The sequence below is a fragment of the Bradyrhizobium sp. Pha-3 genome, from assembly GCF_042258615.1.
Lineage (GTDB): Bacteria > Pseudomonadota > Alphaproteobacteria > Rhizobiales > Xanthobacteraceae > Bradyrhizobium.
The window spans coordinates 7,056,649-7,073,337 of sequence record NZ_CP170152.1 but is presented as its reverse complement, the minus strand read 5'-3'; the positions used below and the strand labels follow the sequence as shown (position 1 = coordinate 7,073,337).

Below are 16,689 nucleotides of genomic sequence, written 5' to 3'. Positions count from 1 at the left end.
TTGCGAGGAGCGATAGCGACGAAGCAATCCATTGATCCGCATATGCGGCGCGATGGCTTGCTTCGCTGCGCTCGCAACGACAGGGATGATCACCCCAGGAGCATCGCCGGCCATCCCAGCCCGCAACATCGGGTGCCGCCACTCAGATGCGGGCGCCGCGGTTGTAGCCGTCGACGAGCTGATTGTAGTCGCGCATCAGCCGGGCCGGCGATCCTTCCACCATCCAGCCGGCGCCGGCGTTGCTCAGCATCGTCTTCTCGCCGGAGCTGTAAGGCACCTTGTCGCGAACGCGGCGCATGAGCTGCTTCGCCGTGGTGAGGAATGATTTGGCGCTGCCGATGAACATCGAGCCGAGCTTGACGTCGCCGTCCTTGCCCGAGGCCTCCTCGGTTGCCTTCACCGTGGCCTCATATTCGTTGAGCGCCTGGGTTATCGCGTCGAGGTCGGGTTTGTCGGCCTGCTGCGCGCGGAGCACGCGTTTGGCCTGGATCATCAGGGCCGCGACATAGTAGTGCGACTTGCGGCCTTCGCTCGCCTCGATCGCGGCCAGCTGCTCGGCTGCGCGATTGTCATTGATCGCCTCGACGCCGGCACGCAGCGCCTTGTCGGCGCTGGCAAACGCATCCCATGCCGCGACCAGGCGCGGATGCAGCGCCTTGCCCTTGGCCATCTTGTCGTCCTTGTAATTCTCCTGGGTGTAGTAGTCGTCCGCCTCCTTCAACAGCGGCTCGAGCGTGGTGACGGCCGCAACATATGCATTCGCAGCGGCTTCGAGCCCGGCATCGTGCGGATCCATTGCATTGGCGGTCGCGACGTTCGTCTTGCAGTCGGACGTGTCGTAGATGGTGTAGGTGCCATAGATGATTCGCTCCTTGCCGGTGGGACCGCTCTTGGCGGCCCAGGAAAAGTAGCGTTCGCGGGATTCGTAGGATCGCGCCGAGAGACGGTTGATGCACCCGACATAGGCGTTCACCTTTTGCGTCAATTGCGCGGAGGAGGCGCTCGCCGATGGCGCGGGCGGCGCCTGTTGTGCGGCGGCCGGTTCGAGAAGCGCAACGACGGCTGCAATCACAAGCAAAGAGGTATTTCGCATCGGGAGTTTGCCCTCATCTCGGCCGGAAGTTGGCTGCCTCAGCCTAGAAAGTTTGTGTGACGGCAGAAGGTGACATCACGAGCCTCCGCCAAGGCCGCGCGGCACACTATCGATAGAATTGTTTGTCGGCTACGGGCCGAAAGCCACTACCGCCGGAACCCGGTGATGATGGGCGCGCCTACTTGATCCCCAGCATCGCCTTCAGCTTCTTGACCGCGCTGTCGGGCGTCGTCAGCACCTCGCGGCCGGTGACCTCGGCGACGCGCTCGGCGGCCGGCGCCAGGCTGTATTGCGCGAGCGCGATCAGATCGCAGTCGCGCAAATCCTTCGCCGCCTCGACCACGATGCGATCGTGCTCGGCGCGGTCGCCGCGGTCCAGCGCCGCCAGCGCGCCCTCGGCGAGTTTTGGCACCAGCGAGACCTGCGAGGGAAATTCCGGGGGCATCGACACCAGCGTCGGCGGGAAGGTCGAGAGCAGGCCGATGCGCTTTCCCTTCGCGACGGCCTGCTCGATCATCGCCTCGTTCGGCTTCAGCACCGGCATCGGTGCGTGCGCGCGCGCCACGGCCTCGATGCAGGGCCCGAACGCCGAGCAGGTGAAGAGAATGCCGTCGGCACCGGTGCTGACAGCATAGCGGCCCATGGTGAGGAAGCGCTCGGTCATGCGGTCGGAGAGCTTGCCGTCGCGCGCAAGATCGGCCGACAGGCTGTCGTCGAGCAGGTTCATCAGCCGCGCCTCCGGCCAATGGCGCGCGAATGACGCCTCGATCGGGACGATCGAGTGCTTCAGGGCATGAATGAGGGTGATGCGCATCGATGTTTCTTGTTCTCCCTCGCCCCGCTCTTCGCGGGGAGAGGGTTGGGGTGAGGGGCTCTCTCCCCGCGAGCGGGGCGAGGCAAGAAGCGTTACTTGAACGGGATCGCGTACATCAAGCCACCCTTGCTCCAGGTGCCGTTGAGGCCGCGCTCGAGCTTCAGTGGGCTGGCCTTGCCGACGTTGCGCTCGAAGATCTCGCCGTAATTGCCGCCGGCCTTGATCGCCGCGACCAGCCATTTGTTGTCGAGGCCGAGCCGCGAGCCGAGATCGCCGGACGCGCCCAGCAGGCGCTGGATCGCCGGGACCTGCGACTTCGTCATCTCGTCGACATTGGCCTGCGTGACGCCGAGCTCTTCGGCTTCGACCAGGCCGTAATGCAGCCAGGTGATGATGTCGCTCCAGACCTCGTCGCCGTTGCGGGTGAACGGGCCGAGCGGCTCCTTGCTGATGGTCTGCGGCAGCACGACGTAGTCGTCGGCCTTCGGCGCCGCAGTCGCGACCGCGCCGGCGAGCGCGGAGGCGTCCTGGGTCATGGCATCGCAGCGGCCGCCGAAGAAGGTCTGGTACATGGTGTCGGGGCGATCGAACACCAGCGGCTTCCAATCGATGCCGTTGGCGCGGCCGTAGTCGCCGAGCGTCACCTCATGCGTGGTGCCCTGCGCGACGCAGACGGTGGCGCCCTTGAGATCCTTCAGCTCCTTCACGCCGAGGTCCTTCTTCACCACAAAGCCCTGGCCGTCGTAGAAATTGACCGGGCCCTGGCGCAGGCCGAGCGTGGTGCCGCGCAAGTACGTCTGCGTCGAGTTGCGGTAGAGCACGTCGATCTCGCCGGACTGCAGCGCGGTGAAGCGGTTCTGCGCGGTCAGCGCGACGTAGCGCACTTTATTGGCATCGCCGAGCACGCCGGCGGCAAGCGCGCGGCAGTAGTCGACATCGAGGCCCTTGAAATTGCCTTGCGAGTCCGGCGCCGAGAAGCCGGCAAACCCGGTCGAGACGCCGCACACCAGTGTGCCGCGCTGCTTGATCGTGTCGAGCGTCGCCGCGCTTGCGCCCGCGATGCCTGCGACGAGAACAGCTGTCGTGATCAATCCCCTGTACATTCTACACCTCCTAGAGTTTGAGCATGATCTTCTCGGAAAACCGGTGCCCACTTTTCCGGATCATGCTCAGTGACCAACATCCTTGAGCGCGCTGTCTACCGCAGCGCCTAGTCTTTCGACGATCATGTCGATGTCGCCGGAAGTTGCGATATAGGGCGGAGCGAGCAACACATGGTCGCCGCGCTGGCCGTCGGCGGTGCCGCCCGAGGGATAGCAGCCGAGGCCGCCGGCGAAGGCTGTGGACTTGATCCGCTGATGCAGCTTCAGCTTGGGATCGAACGGCTGCCGCGTGCCGCGGTCGGCGACCAGCTCGATGCCCCAGAACAGGCCGCGGCCCCGGATGTCGCCGACATGGCGGTGATTGCCGAAGCGCTCAGTGAGCCGCTGCTCGAGCTGGCGGCCGCGCGCCTTGACCTGGTCGAGCAGCTTCTCCTCGCTGATCACCTTCTGCACTTCGAGCGCAGCGGCGCAGGCGAGCGGATGCGCGAGATAAGTGTGGCCGTGCTGGAACGCGCCGGAGCCGTTGCGCACGGTGTCGACGATGGCACCGCTCGCAAGCATCGCGCCGATCGGCTGGTAGCCGCCGCCGAGGCCCTTGGCGACCGCCTGGATGTCGGGCGAGATGCCTTCCTGCTCCCACGCATGCAGCGTGCCGGTGCGGCCCATGCCGCACATCACCTCGTCGAGGATCAGGAGCGCGCCGTGACGGTTGCAGATCTCGCGCACCGCCTTGAAGTAGCCCTCCGGCGCCGGCACGCAGCCGGCGGTGGCGCCGACCACGGGCTCGGCGATGAAGGCGGCAACGTTCTCGGGGCCGAGCCGCTGGAATTCCGCCTCGAGCTCGCCGGCGAGCCGCGCGACGAACGTGGCCTCCGATTCATCGTCGCGCATCTCGTGATAGGCGAAGGCCGGCGTGACGTGGCTGAACGAGGGCGACAGCAGCGGCGCGTAGGGCTCGCGGCGCCAGGCATTGCCGCCGGCCGACAGCGCGCCGAGCGTGTTGCCGTGATAGCTCTGGCGGCGCGCGATGAAGCGGGCGCGCTTCGGCTCACCACGCTCGATGAAATATTGCCGCGCCAGCTTGATCGAGGCCTCGATCGCCTCCGATCCGCCGCTGACGAAATAGACATAGCCGAGGCCGCCGGGCTCGTGGCCGACCAGCCGCTCGGCGAGCTCTTCCGCAGGCTCCGAGGAGAAGAAGCCGGTATGCGCATAGGCAATCTTTGAAGCCTGCCTGGCGATCGCGGCCAGGATGCGCGGATGCTGATGGCCGAGGCAGGAGACGGCGGCGCCGCCGGAGGAATCGAGAATGCGGTGGCCATCCTCCGCGATCAACCAGACGCCGTCACCGCCGATTGCCTTCGGCGGGGTTTCGCGCAGGCTGCGATGCATCACGCGGCTCTTGTTGGCTGCCATGATACTCATCCTTTCTCGACAAAATATTGCGACATCTCGGCAAGCCGGCCCTCGGTCTCCTCCAGCTTGCGCTTGGCGCTCGCCCCGCCCAGCGTGAAGGCGACGGCGGCCAGCGACTGGGCCACTGCGATCGCGCCAGTGAGGCTCGGGAAGAAGCCGGGCGAGGAGGCGGCCTCGAACAGCAGGAGATGATCGGCGCCCTCGGCCATCGGCGCGCTGATCGTGTCGGCGATCGCGATCAGCGTGGCGCGGGCCTGATGCGCCGCACGCGCGGTCTCGACGCTGACCAGCGTGTAGGGCGCAAAGCCGATCACGACCACGGCGTCGCCCGAGCGGAAGGCGCCATGGTCGAGATCGAACGGGCCGGAACCGCCGACCAGCTGCACGGCGTCGGGCCGGAACAGGCGAAGCTGATAGGTCAGGAGTTCCGCAACGCTGCGGCAGCTGCGAAAGCCGGTGATCCAGATCCGGTTTGCGGAATGCAGCGCACGCGCGGCGTCGGCGATCGTGCTCGCGGAAATCCGCGCCAGCCCCGCGGCTTCCGCCTCGAGCTTGTCGTGCACCAGTTTGACATCGGCGTTCGGCCCGGCGCGGCGGCCCTTGGCGCGGCCGGAGAACGGCGAGCCCTGCGCCGGCCGTCGCGCCTCGGTGAGTGCGGCGCGCAATTCGTCCCAGCCGGAATAGCCGAGCGCCTTGGCAAGACGGGTGAATGATGCAGGATCGGCGCCGGCGACCGAGGCGAGCTCGCGCATCGAGCGGGTGGTGGCGTCGTAATCATTGGCCGCGACAAAACGCCCGACCTCCTGCAAACGCATCGGCAGCGACGGCAATGCGCTGCACAATTCGTTCAGGGGCGATGGTTTCGGCTGAGCCTGGGCCATGAAACATATGTTGCACGAATATCAAATTGGTGCAACATATGAAGTGCGCAGCTTGCGCATGGCAGAAGATCGCTTCTCACTGGGATCCTGTGCTGTGACGACATCGACGCCGAAACGCCCTCCCGCCCGGCCCTGGCGGCTTTCGCTCAGCGATCCCCGCGTCGCCGGCCTGTTCTGGCAGGTCCTGGTGGTCGCCATCGCGGTCGCCATCGTCGCATGGCTGTGGTCGAACGCGGTCCATAATCTCTCGGTGCGGCGCATCTCGACCGGGTTCGCCTTCCTCGGCCGCGAAGCCGGCATGCCGATCGCGGATTCCTGGATCGACTACTCGCCGAAGAACACTTATTTGCGCGCCTTCATCGTCGGCATTGTCAACACGCTGCGCGTCGCCGTGATTGGCATCGTGCTGGCGACCGCGATCGGCACGCTGGTCGGCATCGCGCGGCTGTCGTCGAACTGGCTCTTGGCGCGGCTCGCCGCCGTCTATGTCGAGGTGCTGCGCGACCTGCCGCTGCTGCTGCAGCTGTTGTTCTGGTACGTGCTGATGCAGGGCCTGCCGGCGGCGCGCCAGGCGTGGAAGCCGGTCGAGGGCGTGTTCCTCTCCAACCGCGGGCTCATATTGCCGTCGGTTCCGTTGCATGAGGCGAATTGGTGGACGATCCTGGCGCTGGTCGCTGGCGTAATCGCCTTCACCTTCGTCAGGCGCCGCCTGATCGCGCAGCAAATGCTCGACGGCAAGGCGCGGCCGGCCTGGCCCTACGCGTTCGGCCTCGTCATCGCGCTGCCCGCGCTGGTGTCATGGCTCTCAGGCGCGAGCTGGAGCATCATGCTGCCGGAGCTGCGCGGCTTCAACTTCGTCGGCGGCCTGACCTTGGCGCCGGAATATTTTGCGCTGCTGATCGCGCTCGTCACCTATACCTCGGCCTTCATTGCCGAGATCGTGCGCAGCGGCATCCAGGCGGTGCCGCGCGGCCAGTCGGAGGCCGCCAAGGCGCTCGGCCTGAAGCGCGGCTTCGTCTTGCAGCACATCGTGCTGCCGCAGGCGCTGCGCGTCATCATCCCGCCGATGACCAGCCAGTACCTGAACCTGACCAAGAATTCCTCGCTCGCGGTCGCGGTCGGCTACCAGGACATCGTCTCGATCGCCAACACCACGCTGAACCAGACCGGGCAGGCGATCGAGTCGATTGCGCTGATCATGATGGTGTTCCTCACGATCAGCCTCGGCATCAGCCTGTTCATGAACTGGTACAATGCGCGGATCGCGCTGGTGGAGCGCTGACATGAGCTCGGTCGCACACCTTCCGCAGGATCCGCTGCCGATCGGCCCGCGGCCCGCACCACGGGCGCTCGGCGGTCAGTTCACCGCGTGGCTGCGCGCCAATCTGTTCGCGTCGATCCCGTCCAGCATCATGACGCTCTTGCTGCTGTTCGTGCTCGGCAAGGCCTGTATCGCTCTCTGGCAATGGGGCATTGCCAACGCGATCTGGACCGTCTCCGGCAATGACACCAGCGCCTGCCGCGCGTTGCGCGGCGCCGGCGCCTGCTGGGCGGTGGTCCCCGAGAAGTACCGCTTCATCCTGTTCGGCACCTATCCGTTCGACGAGCAGTGGCGGCCGGCGCTCGCGGTCCTGATCTTCATCGCGCTGTTCGTGGTTTCGAGCCGCCGCAGCTTCTGGCGCAAGGAGCTGTTCCTGCTGTGGGCCGCGGCCCTGATCGTGATCGGCTGCCTGATGTGGGGCGGCTTCCTGGGCCTCTCCTTTGTGACGCAGGACCGCTGGGGCGGGCTGCCGGTGACCTTGATCCTGGCGACCTTCGGGCTGGCATTCGGTTTCCCGCTCGGCATCCTGGTTGCGCTCGGCCGCCGCTCGAAATTGCCGGCGATCCGCTCGCTCTGCGTGCTCTATGTCGAATTGATCCGCGGCGTGCCGTTGATCAGCTTGCTGTTCATGGCGAGCGTGATGTTCCCGCTGTTCATGCCCGACGGCGTCAACATCGACAAACTGCTGCGCGCGCAGATCGCCTTCATCCTCTATGCCGGCGCCTATCTTGCGGAAGTGGTGCGCGGCGGCCTGCAGGCGGTGCCGCGCGGACAGTATGAGGCCGCCGATGCGCTCGGGCTGTCGTACTGGGAGAAGAACGCGCTGATCGTGCTGCCGCAGGCGATCCGCCACGTGATCCCGCCGCTGGTCAACACCTTCATCGCCTTCTTCAAGGACACCAGCCTGGTCCTGATCATCGGCATCTTCGATCTGCTGACGACCGCGAAAACCGCGATCGTCGATCCGGCCTGGCAGTCGTTCAGCGTCGAGGTCTATGTGTTCGTCGGCGTGATCTATTTCGTGTTCTGCTTTGCGATGTCGCGCTACAGCCGCAGCCTCGAGGCGCAGCGCGGAACGAACTGAGCGATCTTGACTCGCCGTCGCTTGCTTCGCGCACATGCTGCGTCTCCGATGCCAGCCGCATCCGCAGCGTCCTGCTTTGATTTTTGCAACGGCCCGTTCTGGCCTTAAGGATGCGGCAACCAAGATTTGGCCGATGGTCGGCGCCGAGCGCGGCTGGCACAGAGTGCACTAGGCGCTGTTCCGTCCCTAGCCTATTTTAAGTGCCATTCGATTCGCGAACGCGCGCGATGACAAAAATCATTATCCGCGTGGACATCGCCCGATTTGGACTGAGCGCCGCGCAACGGCTGCTGTTACCTTTTTGATAGCAATGCATGGTGCCTGCCTGACAGGCTATTTCGATTTTGCTGCACCCCAATGGCCGAAGACAACGCCGTCTATCCGGAGAGCACCCGAAGCCAGGTCGACGATGCCCTGCAGGGGTTTTCGACTGATGAGCTTCGTGACCTTCTGGCAGAGATCGAGCAGTTCTTGAGTCCTGAAGCCAAGCCGCGCCGACCAGGACTGCGACTGGCGGGAGGCACGTACATGAACGAGTCCATCGCGCGCGCAAACGTTGATCACTACCTGGACCTGTTCCAGCGCCGGGACGTTCCAACCAATATGAGATCAATCCCCAACAAGCGGTCGCTTGAGGAAGAAAACAGGCGCAGCCGCCGGAGCGAGCAACTCGAGTTTGCCGAAGACAAGGCCGCGACATGCCGAGCTTGGGCAGATCGTCAACGGTGTCTGACGGAATCGTTTGCCCCCGGATCGGTCGATCGCGAGCAGGCCGAAAGACTGCTCGTCAATTTCGAGGCGCTTGCACACCTCATTGAAGAATTCTGTCACCAGATGCGCCTTACGGTGAACCAATAGCCCGCAGGTGAACCAATAGCCCGCTTTGAGAGCAGGATCGCCTCGGTCGAGGCCACCGAGGGCTTGCAGAGCCGTCCCGGTCTATTTATGATCATAAAATGGATAAATCGGCTTTACCCTCCCTGGACCCGTCGCGGCGCGCTTCGATCAAGCGCAAGCGCTCGGACGCGGTCGCCGACCTGATCCGCAGTCACATCTTCCAGGCCGGCTTGCAGCCGAACGACCGGCTGCCGCAGGAAGTTGAGCTGATCGAGATGTTCGGATGCAGCCGCTCGACCATCCGCGAGGCGCTCAAGTCGCTCGAGGTGCAGGGGCTGGTGCAAAACAGCACCGGTCCCGGCGGCGGCGCGCGGGTGGCGCCGGTGTCGATCAACCGGATCGTCGGCTTGCTCAGCAACTACTTCTATTTCCAGTCGATCAGCACCGCGCAGATCTACCAGATCCGCCGCCTGATCGAGCCGGAGCTCGCCTTCAGCGTGGTCGGCCACCTCTCGGCGGCGCATTTCGCTGCGCTCGACAAGGCGATCGCGGTTCAGGAGCATCACCCCGGCGGCGACACGGACTGGGAGCATCACCGCCACGCCGAGATCGATTTCCACGACATCCTGATCGAGGCCTGCCCCAATCCGCTGCTCGGCCTGGTCGCCCGCTTCGTCAACGAGGCGATCCGGCATCTGATCGGCAAGCTCGGCGTGCAGGAATTCGCATCCAGCTTCACCTGCGAGAACATCGAGTTTCACAAGCGCCTGATGGCCGCGTTCCGCTCCGGCAATGCGGCGCGCGCCCGGCGCGTGATGCTCGACCATGTGCTGAGCGCCGAAGCGGTGGTGGTTCCTGCGGAAGACCGGCGCATGGACCTGCCCGTCTTTCACCAGCCGTTGCGGCTCGACTGAACCGCATCGGCTGACTGCTGCATCACGCGTTGGAGGAAACAACAATGGTCAAGCGGCGCGAGAATGAGTTGTGGAGCTGGCCGGCTGTCGATCTGGCGCGCGCGATCGCGACGCGCGCGATCTCGAGCCGGGAAGCCGTGCAGTCCAGCCTCTATCGTATTGCGCAGGTCAATCCGGCATTGAACGCCATTGTCGAGGTGCTGGCCGATGAAGCGTTGGCCGCGGCGGATGCGGCGGACGCCGCTGTGAAATCCGGCGCGGAGCTCGGCGTGCTGCATGGCGTGCCGGTCACGATCAAGGTCAATGTCGATCAGCGCGGCCACGCCACCACCAACGGGGTCGTCGCCTTCCGCGACGTGATCGCGACCGAGGACAGCCCGGTGGTCGCGAATTTTCGCAAGGCGGGCGCCGTCATTGTCGGCCGCACCAACACGCCGGCCTTCTCCCACCGCTGGTTCACCAACAACGATCTGCACGGCGCGACCTATAATCCGTGGAGCCGGCACCTGACGCCGGGCGGCTCCAGCGGCGGCGCCGCGTCGGCCGTGGCCGCCGGGATGGGCGCGATCGCGCATGGCAATGATTTCGGCGGCTCGATCCGCTATCCCGCCTATGCCTGCGGTGTCGCCGGCTTGCGTCCGACGCCGGGACGAATTCCCTCGTTCAATCCGTCGGCGACTTCAGATCGTCCGATCACGGCGCAGATGATGTCGGTGCAGGGGCCGCTGGCGCGCTCGGTCGCCGATCTCCGCACCGGCCTCGCTGCGATGGCGCAGCCGGACGCGCGCGACGGCGCGTGGATGCCGGTGCCGCTGCAAGGAGCTCCGCTCAAGCGTCCGGTCGGCGTTGCGATCGCGGCGGCGCCGTTCGGCGACGAGGCGCCGGAGGTCAGCGCAGCGGTGCGCGCCGCCGGACGCTGGCTCGCGGAGGCCGGCTTTGCGGTGGAAGAGACCTCGCCGCCGCGGCTCGCGGAGGCCGCCGATCTCTGGCATCGCCTCGTCATCAATGAGGAGCGGCGCGTGCTGGCGCCGATGATCCGCAAGTTCGGCGACGATCGGAGCCGCTACAATCTCGACTGCCATATTGCATATGCGCCAGAGCTCGACGGCGATCAGGTGCTGGCCTGCTTCGAGCAGCGGCTTTCGATCGTGCGGGCCTGGCAGCTGTTCCAGGAGCGCTGCCCGGTCATCATCCTGCCGGTCTCGGCGCAACTGCCGTTCCGTTTCGATCAGGATCAGGAGGACGCAACGGTCGTGCGTGCGCTGCTCGATGCGCAGCGGCCGCTGCTCGCCGTCCCCGCGCTCGGCTTTCCGTCGGTCGTGGTGCCGACGGGGACCGCCGGCGGCGTGCCGGTCGGCGTGCAAGTGATCGCCGGCCGTTTCCGCGAAGATGTCTGTCTCGCGGTCGCCGAGGTGATCGAGGCGCGTGCGTCGACGCTGACGCCGATCGACCCCCGCGACTGAAGGCACGCGGTTTTCGAAATCAACAACAAGCACTGAGCATCATGGGAGAGCACAACATGACGAATGCACCGATCTGGCAATGGTCGGCCGTGGAGACGGCGGCGGCGATCAAGAAAAACGAAGTGACCTCGGAGCAGGTGGTTCGCGCCCATCTCGACCGCATGCAGGAGGCCAACCCGGCGCTCAACGCCGTCGTCGTCGACCTCGGCGCATCGGCGATGCAGGCCGCGAAGGCCGCCGACGAAGCGCTGGCGGCGAGCAAGGGGAAGGGCGGCGCCGTCGGACCGCTGCACGGCGTGCCGGTCACGATCAAGATCAACATCGACGTCGAAGGCCAGGCCAATTCGAACGGCGTGGTCGCGTTCAAGGACAATATCGCGCCGGGCGACTCGCCGGTGACGGCCAATCTCAAGAAGGCCGGCGCAATCATCATCGGCCTGACCAATACGCCGGAATTCTCGCTGCGCGGCTTCACCGACAACCCGCTGCACGGCCTGACGCGCAATCCCTGGAATGCGGACGTGACCTGCGGTGGATCCTCCGGCGGCGCCGGTGCGTCGATCGCGGCCGGCATCGGCACCATCGCGCACGGCAACGACATCGGCGGCTCCTTGCGCTGGCCGGCCCATTGCAACGGCATCGCCACCATCAAGCCGACCCAGGGCCGGATTCCGGCGTTCAATCCCAGCGCCACGGCAGAACGGCCGCTGATGGCGCAGTTCATGTCGTCGCAAGGACCGCTGGCGCGCCACGTCGCCGACGTGCGCCTCGGCTTGGAAGTGATGGCGCAGCGCGACCCGCGCGATCCCTGGTACGTGCCGGCGCCGCTGACGGGGCCGAAGCCTGCCGCACCGGTCAAGGTCGCGCTCGCCAAGATCCCTGAAGACATGGTGACCGATCGCGGCGTGATCGCGCTTCAGCGCAAGGCGGCCGATCATCTGGCCGATGCGGGCTACGCGGTCAGCGAGGTCGAGGTCCCCGATCTCAACAAGGTCTGGCAGCTCTGGTGCGACCTGATCATGACCGAGACCCGCATCCTTCAGCAGGACCAGATGCTGGCGACCTCCAGCGCCGACTTCCAGAAGACATTCCACGGCTTCATGGCGCTGGCCAATCAGCTGGATCAGGCCGGCTACATGAAGGCGATCGCGGAGCGTTCGCGTCACATCAGGAACTGGATGACGTTCCTCGAGCAGTATCCGCTGGTGCTGATGCCGACCTCGGTGCGCAAGACGCCGGAGGTCAATGCCGATCTCGGCGGCGACCAGCGCGTCAAGGAGTTGTTCTGGAACGACCTGCGCTTCATTTCGTCGATGAACGTGCTGGGGCTGCCGGCGGCCGTGGTGCCGGTCGGCCTGCATGAGGGCTTGCCGGTCGGCGTCCAGATCGTCGGCTCGCGCTATCGCGAGGACATGTGTCTCGATGCGGCCGAGGCGATCGAGCGCAAGGTCGGTGTTCTGGCAAGACAATTGTGGTAGCGGCGCTGAGGGGAACGCGACGCCATTCCCATGATCTAAAGCAGGATGAGTTTGGTTGAAGCGGATCCGCGGACCGGGTTTACCTCTCCCCAACGGGGAGAGGTCGATTTGGTCCTAACCGGCTACATAGGTAACAGAATAGACCGGCGACATGGGTAACAGGTCAACTGATCGGCAAGGAGGAGCTTGCCGATGGGGTGGATGGAGACCTGTGCTGTGGATGAGCGGATGCGGTTTGTGGTTGCGGCGCAAAAGCACGAGGAGTCATTTGCGGCGGTGTGTCGGCGGTTCGGAGTGAGCCGTCGGGTGGGCTACAAATGGCTTGCACGGTTCGAGGAAGAAGGCGCGGCCGGACTGTTCGATCGTCCGCGAGCTCCTCTGCATCGTCCGCAAAGCGTTGCGGAGGAGATCGCCGAGCGCTGCCTTGAGGTGCGTCGGGCGCATCCGACCTGGGGGCCGATCAAGGTGCTGGCCTTTCTTGAACGGAAGTCACCTCGGACGGCATGGCCTGCGGCAAGCACGATCGGCGAGCTGTTCGATCGTGAGGGCCTGACGGTGAAGCGCAAGCTGCGCCGGCGTAGCCCGCCCTCGAGCGCGCCCTTTGCCGGTTGCGATGCAGCCAACGATACCTGGTGCATCGACTTCAAGGGCTGGTTCCTGACCGGGGACGGCATGCGCTGCGAGCCGCTGACGATCACCGATGCCTACAGCCGCTACCTGCTGCGCTGCCAGGTTCTGGCGCGCACCGACACGGATCATGTCTGGCCGGTGCTGGACGCGGCGTTCCGCGAGTTTGGGTTGCCGCATTACATGCGCTCGGACAACGGCTCGCCGTTTGCCTCGCGCGGCGCCGGAGGATTGTCGCGGCTGTCGGTCAAGCTGATCAAAGCCGGCGTGACGCCAGAGCGCATTGCACCGGGCAAACCTCAGCAGAACGGCCGCCATGAACGCATGCATCTGACCCTGCTGCAAGACGTTGCCAGTCCGCCGGCTCCCACCATGCGCGAGCAGCTCAAGCGCTTGCACAGCTTCCAGCATCTCTACAACCAAGAACGTCCGCACCAATCGCTCGACAACGCCACGCCAGCCGACCGTTACCAAGCCTCCTCGCGCCGCTTCCACGGTGTCTTGCGCGAGCCGGAATACGCTGACGATCAGGAGGTCCGCTCGGTCCGGCAGAACGGAGAGATCAAGTGGCTGGGCAACACGATCTACATCAGCGAAGCGCTGATCGGTGAGCCCGTCGGCCTGGCCGAGGACCAAGACGGCTGGACCGTCAGCTATGGCCCGATCGTGCTCGGCACGATCGCTCGCCGCGGTGACCAACTCCGCAGGCCGAGACGCAAAGCAAGAGGCTGTGGACTTGAGGACAACGCTGCGCGTTGCCCTCAGGGTCCACAGCCTCAACAACAACAGACCTGAACGAAACGAGAATTGTGTTACCCATGTCGTCGGTCTGAACTGTTACCCATGTTGCCGGTTGCTCAGATTTGCGCAGCAAATCGGGTGAGGGGCCGCGGCTCCAACGAGAGAGCGTAACCCCTCACCCGGCGCTGCGCGCCGACCTCTCCCAAGGGAGAGGTGAACTTCCACCGCCGTGCCAGATCAACCTAGTCTCATCATGCTTAGGGCACGCCGCGGCGAAATCTCGTCGCGGCGTTCGCATGATCGGGGACGCGCGCGTGTCGGCACTTCGGCCATGTTCCTCCTCCCGGAATTCTTGCGCGGAATCGCAGAGCGCCATGCCAGCGATGGGGTTGTCGGCGATCCCTGATTGCTTCAGGAGTTCGTCCGAACCATCCGAACCCCTGGGAACGAAATGTCCATCACAAAACGCTCGCGTGTCCTGGTCGCAATTGCCGCCGCGTGTCTCTGCTTTGCAGCCGGCGCTGCTCGCGCGGAGGATGGTGTCCTGCGGGTCGGCATCATCACCGACATGAGCGGGCAATATTCCGACGGCAATGGCCCGGGATCGGTGATCGCGGCGCAGATGGCCGCGGAGGAAATCGGCGGCACGGTCGCGGGACGCAAGATCGAGATCATCTCGGCCGATCACCAGAACAAGCCTGACGTCGCAACCGGCATCGTGCGCAACTGGATCGACAACAAGGGTGTCGACGTGATCGCCGAAGGCGTCAATTCCGCGGTGGCGCTCGCGATCCAGACGGTGACCCGCGAACGCAAGAAGCTGTTCCTGATCTCGGGCTCCGGCTCATCCGATCTCACCGGCAAGCAATGCTCGCCCACCAGCGTGCAGTGGACCTACGACACCTATGCCTCCTCGAACGCAACGGCGAAGGCCGTGGTCGCGCGCGGCGGCACGCCCTGGTTCTTCCTCACGGCGGATTACGCGTTCGGCCAGGCGCTGGAGCGCGATGCGAGCAAGGCCGTGACATCGGCCGGCGGCAAGGTGCTCGGCGCGGTCCGTCATCCCTTCGACACCGCCGATTTCTCGTCCTTCCTGCTGCAGGCTCAGTCGTCCGGCGCAAAAATCCTGGCGCTCGCCAATGCCGGCTCCGACTTCCGCAACGCGGTGTCGCAGGCCGACGAGTTCAACATTCGCGCCAGCATGCAGCTCGTCGCGCTGCAGGTGACGCTCACCGACGTGCCCGCGCTCGGCCTCGCGCATGCGCATGATCTGCTGTTCACCGATTCCTTTTACTGGGACCGCACGCCTGAGACCCGCGTCTTCGCCCAGGAGTTCTTCAAGCGGCATGGCGCGATGCCGACGGCCTACCAGGCCGGCGTCAACTCGGCGCTGCGGCACTATTTCAAGGCGGTCGCCGCCACCAACTCGGTGGATTCGGAGACCGTGATCGCGCAGATGCGCAAGACCCCGGTGAATGATTTCTTTGCCCAGAATGGCGTGGTGCGCGAGGACGGCCGCATGGTGCACGACATGTATCTGATGCGCATCAAGAAGCCGGAGGAGTCCAAGAGCAAGTGGGATCTCTACGAATATCTCGCGACGGTGCCGGGCGACCAGGCCTTCCGTCCGCTCGATGAAGGCGGCTGCCCCTACCTCGCCAAGGCGCATTAAGGGCGCGAGGCGGTCGAGGCCGGAGCAGGCGTTCGGGCACGCATTGTTGGGGCAGCGCTGATGCCCGGGCTTGACCGGGCGATCCAGTACGCTGCGGCTTCTCGATTCAAGCACCGGCGTCTCTGGAATACTGGATCGCCCGGTCAAGCCGGGCGATGACACCGAGATGAGGTGCGCAATATCGCGCGAGAACCATCCTCATCGTCGTCCTGGCGAAAGCCAGGACCCATTACCCCCAATGGTCATTGCTGCGCGACGCTGCGGACCCAATCCCTCTCACAATCACATTCGGTGGCTATGGGTCCTGGCTTTCGCCAGGACGACGGCTGTGATGAAATCGAGCGGTTCGCGCATACCCTCCATCGCGAATCTCGCGACGGCCGCACCACCGTATCCACATCAAGAGGCACCATGACCCACACCATCGAGGCTCCCGACGGCGGCTACCGCTTCATGCCAGGCGTCAGTCAGTATTCCTGCGGCGTCGGTGCGCTGCCCGGTTATGCCATCGAGCGCGTCAGGTTCTCTGAACCGGTACCGTTGAGCGCGGGTTTTGAACGGATTGCGGCAATCATCAGGGACGCGGGCCGTCCGTTGACCGCGTTCGCTGCATGCGAGCTGCGCTCGCCGGCGCCGTTTACCGAGGACGGGTTCAAGGCCTTCAACGAAATCTACATCAAGACGTTGATCGCCTGGGGCGTGATGCGCGACGGCGTCAATCCGGTGGCGCGCAGCAACGTCTGCCCGAAGCTCGATCCGCCCGCCGAGCCGTCGTTCCACGCCTTCTGCTACACGGTGCCGGCGGCGAAGGATGCACCGGCGAGCTTCGTCGTGGCCGGCAGCGGCGAGTCGGTCGAGGGCAAGGCCAATTATCGCGATCATACTGTCGCGCTTGGCGACACCAGCCCGGCCGGCATCCTGGCCAAGGCGAAATTCGTGCTTGGCGAGATGGAACGCCGGATGAGCGCGTTCGGCGCCTCCTGGCGCGACACCACCGCGGTGCAACTCTACACCGTGCATGACGCCTATCCGGTGCTCGAAAGCGAACTCGGCCGCCGTGGCGTGCTTCGCAACGGTCTGACCTGGCATTTCGACCGGCCGCCGGTGGTTGGACTCGACTATGAAATGGATTGCCGGCGTGTGCAACTCGAGCGCGTAGCGTGATGGTTCGGTCGCGTGACGCATCAAAAGCGCGTGTGAGTGCATGTGGAAGCGTGTGCCCTTTCTTGACACGGGTCGCGTCAA

Annotated in this window: 13 protein-coding genes and 1 pseudogene; 9 read left to right on the top strand and 5 right to left on the bottom strand. The window is 65.2% G+C overall.

Features of this window, described 5'->3' with window-relative positions; translation table 11 throughout:
- Window positions 1–142 precede the first annotated feature (142 nt).
- From ACE10Z_RS33200 to ACE10Z_RS33180, 5 genes are all read right to left on the bottom strand, one after another.
- On the bottom strand, window positions 143–1,093 hold the full coding sequence (locus ACE10Z_RS33200; RefSeq protein WP_375784556.1) for a YiiG family protein: 951 nt from the start codon (window positions 1,091–1,093) through the stop codon (window positions 143–145).
- A 178-nt stretch (window positions 1,094–1,271) separates the two neighbouring features.
- Window positions 1,272–1,907: an aspartate/glutamate racemase family protein gene (locus ACE10Z_RS33195; protein WP_375784555.1), complete on the bottom strand. Its 636-nt coding sequence runs from the start codon at window positions 1,905–1,907 to the stop codon at window positions 1,272–1,274.
- 92 nt (window positions 1,908–1,999) lie between these two features.
- Window positions 2,000–3,010, bottom strand: coding sequence for an amino acid ABC transporter substrate-binding protein (locus ACE10Z_RS33190; protein ID WP_375784554.1), 1,011 nt, complete (start codon window positions 3,008–3,010; stop codon window positions 2,000–2,002).
- Between the two features lie 66 nt (window positions 3,011–3,076).
- Window positions 3,077–4,426: an aspartate aminotransferase family protein gene (locus tag ACE10Z_RS33185; RefSeq protein ID WP_375784553.1), complete on the bottom strand. Its 1,350-nt coding sequence runs from the start codon at window positions 4,424–4,426 to the stop codon at window positions 3,077–3,079.
- Window positions 4,427–4,431: 5 nt separating this feature from the next.
- Window positions 4,432–5,307 (bottom strand): MurR/RpiR family transcriptional regulator, encoded by an 876-nt coding sequence (locus ACE10Z_RS33180; protein WP_375784552.1) that lies wholly within the window; start codon window positions 5,305–5,307, stop codon window positions 4,432–4,434.
- A gap of 94 nt (window positions 5,308–5,401) precedes the next feature.
- Between ACE10Z_RS33180 and ACE10Z_RS33175 the strand changes: the two genes are divergently transcribed.
- The 9 genes and pseudogenes from ACE10Z_RS33175 (at window position 5,402) to ACE10Z_RS33135 (ending at window position 16,608) form a co-directional block, all read left to right on the top strand.
- Window positions 5,402–6,589, top strand: a complete 1,188-nt coding sequence (locus ACE10Z_RS33175) for an amino acid ABC transporter permease (protein WP_375784551.1) — start codon at window positions 5,402–5,404, stop codon at window positions 6,587–6,589.
- A 1-nt stretch (window position 6,590) separates the two neighbouring features.
- Window positions 6,591–7,712: an amino acid ABC transporter permease gene (locus ACE10Z_RS33170; RefSeq protein WP_375784550.1), complete on the top strand. Its 1,122-nt coding sequence runs from the start codon at window positions 6,591–6,593 to the stop codon at window positions 7,710–7,712.
- Between the two features lie 357 nt (window positions 7,713–8,069).
- On the top strand, window positions 8,070–8,570 hold the full coding sequence (locus ACE10Z_RS33165) for a hypothetical protein (protein ID WP_375784549.1): 501 nt from the start codon (window positions 8,070–8,072) through the stop codon (window positions 8,568–8,570).
- 98 nt (window positions 8,571–8,668) lie between these two features.
- The gene (locus ACE10Z_RS33160; RefSeq protein ID WP_375784548.1) at window positions 8,669–9,463 is read left to right on the top strand and encodes a FadR/GntR family transcriptional regulator; all 795 of its coding nucleotides are present in this window, start codon (window positions 8,669–8,671) and stop codon (window positions 9,461–9,463) included.
- A gap of 44 nt (window positions 9,464–9,507) precedes the next feature.
- Complete coding sequence (locus ACE10Z_RS33155; RefSeq protein WP_375784547.1) at window positions 9,508–10,926, top strand: amidase family protein; 1,419 nt, start codon at window positions 9,508–9,510, stop codon at window positions 10,924–10,926.
- Window positions 10,927–10,982: 56 nt separating this feature from the next.
- Window positions 10,983–12,404, top strand: a complete 1,422-nt coding sequence (locus tag ACE10Z_RS33150) for an amidase family protein (RefSeq protein WP_375784546.1) — start codon at window positions 10,983–10,985, stop codon at window positions 12,402–12,404.
- A gap of 192 nt (window positions 12,405–12,596) precedes the next feature.
- Window positions 12,597–13,712 (top strand): annotated as a pseudogene (locus ACE10Z_RS33145) (integrase core domain-containing protein); the annotation flags it as partial.
- Window positions 13,713–14,223: 511 nt separating this feature from the next.
- On the top strand, window positions 14,224–15,444 hold the full coding sequence (locus tag ACE10Z_RS33140; RefSeq protein ID WP_375784545.1) for an ABC transporter substrate-binding protein: 1,221 nt from the start codon (window positions 14,224–14,226) through the stop codon (window positions 15,442–15,444).
- 411 nt (window positions 15,445–15,855) lie between these two features.
- Window positions 15,856–16,608 carry a hypothetical protein gene (locus ACE10Z_RS33135; RefSeq protein ID WP_375784544.1) on the top strand — a complete coding sequence of 251 codons (753 nt, stop codon included), beginning with the start codon at window positions 15,856–15,858 and terminating at the stop codon, window positions 16,606–16,608.
- Window positions 16,609–16,689: the final 81 nt, after the last annotated feature.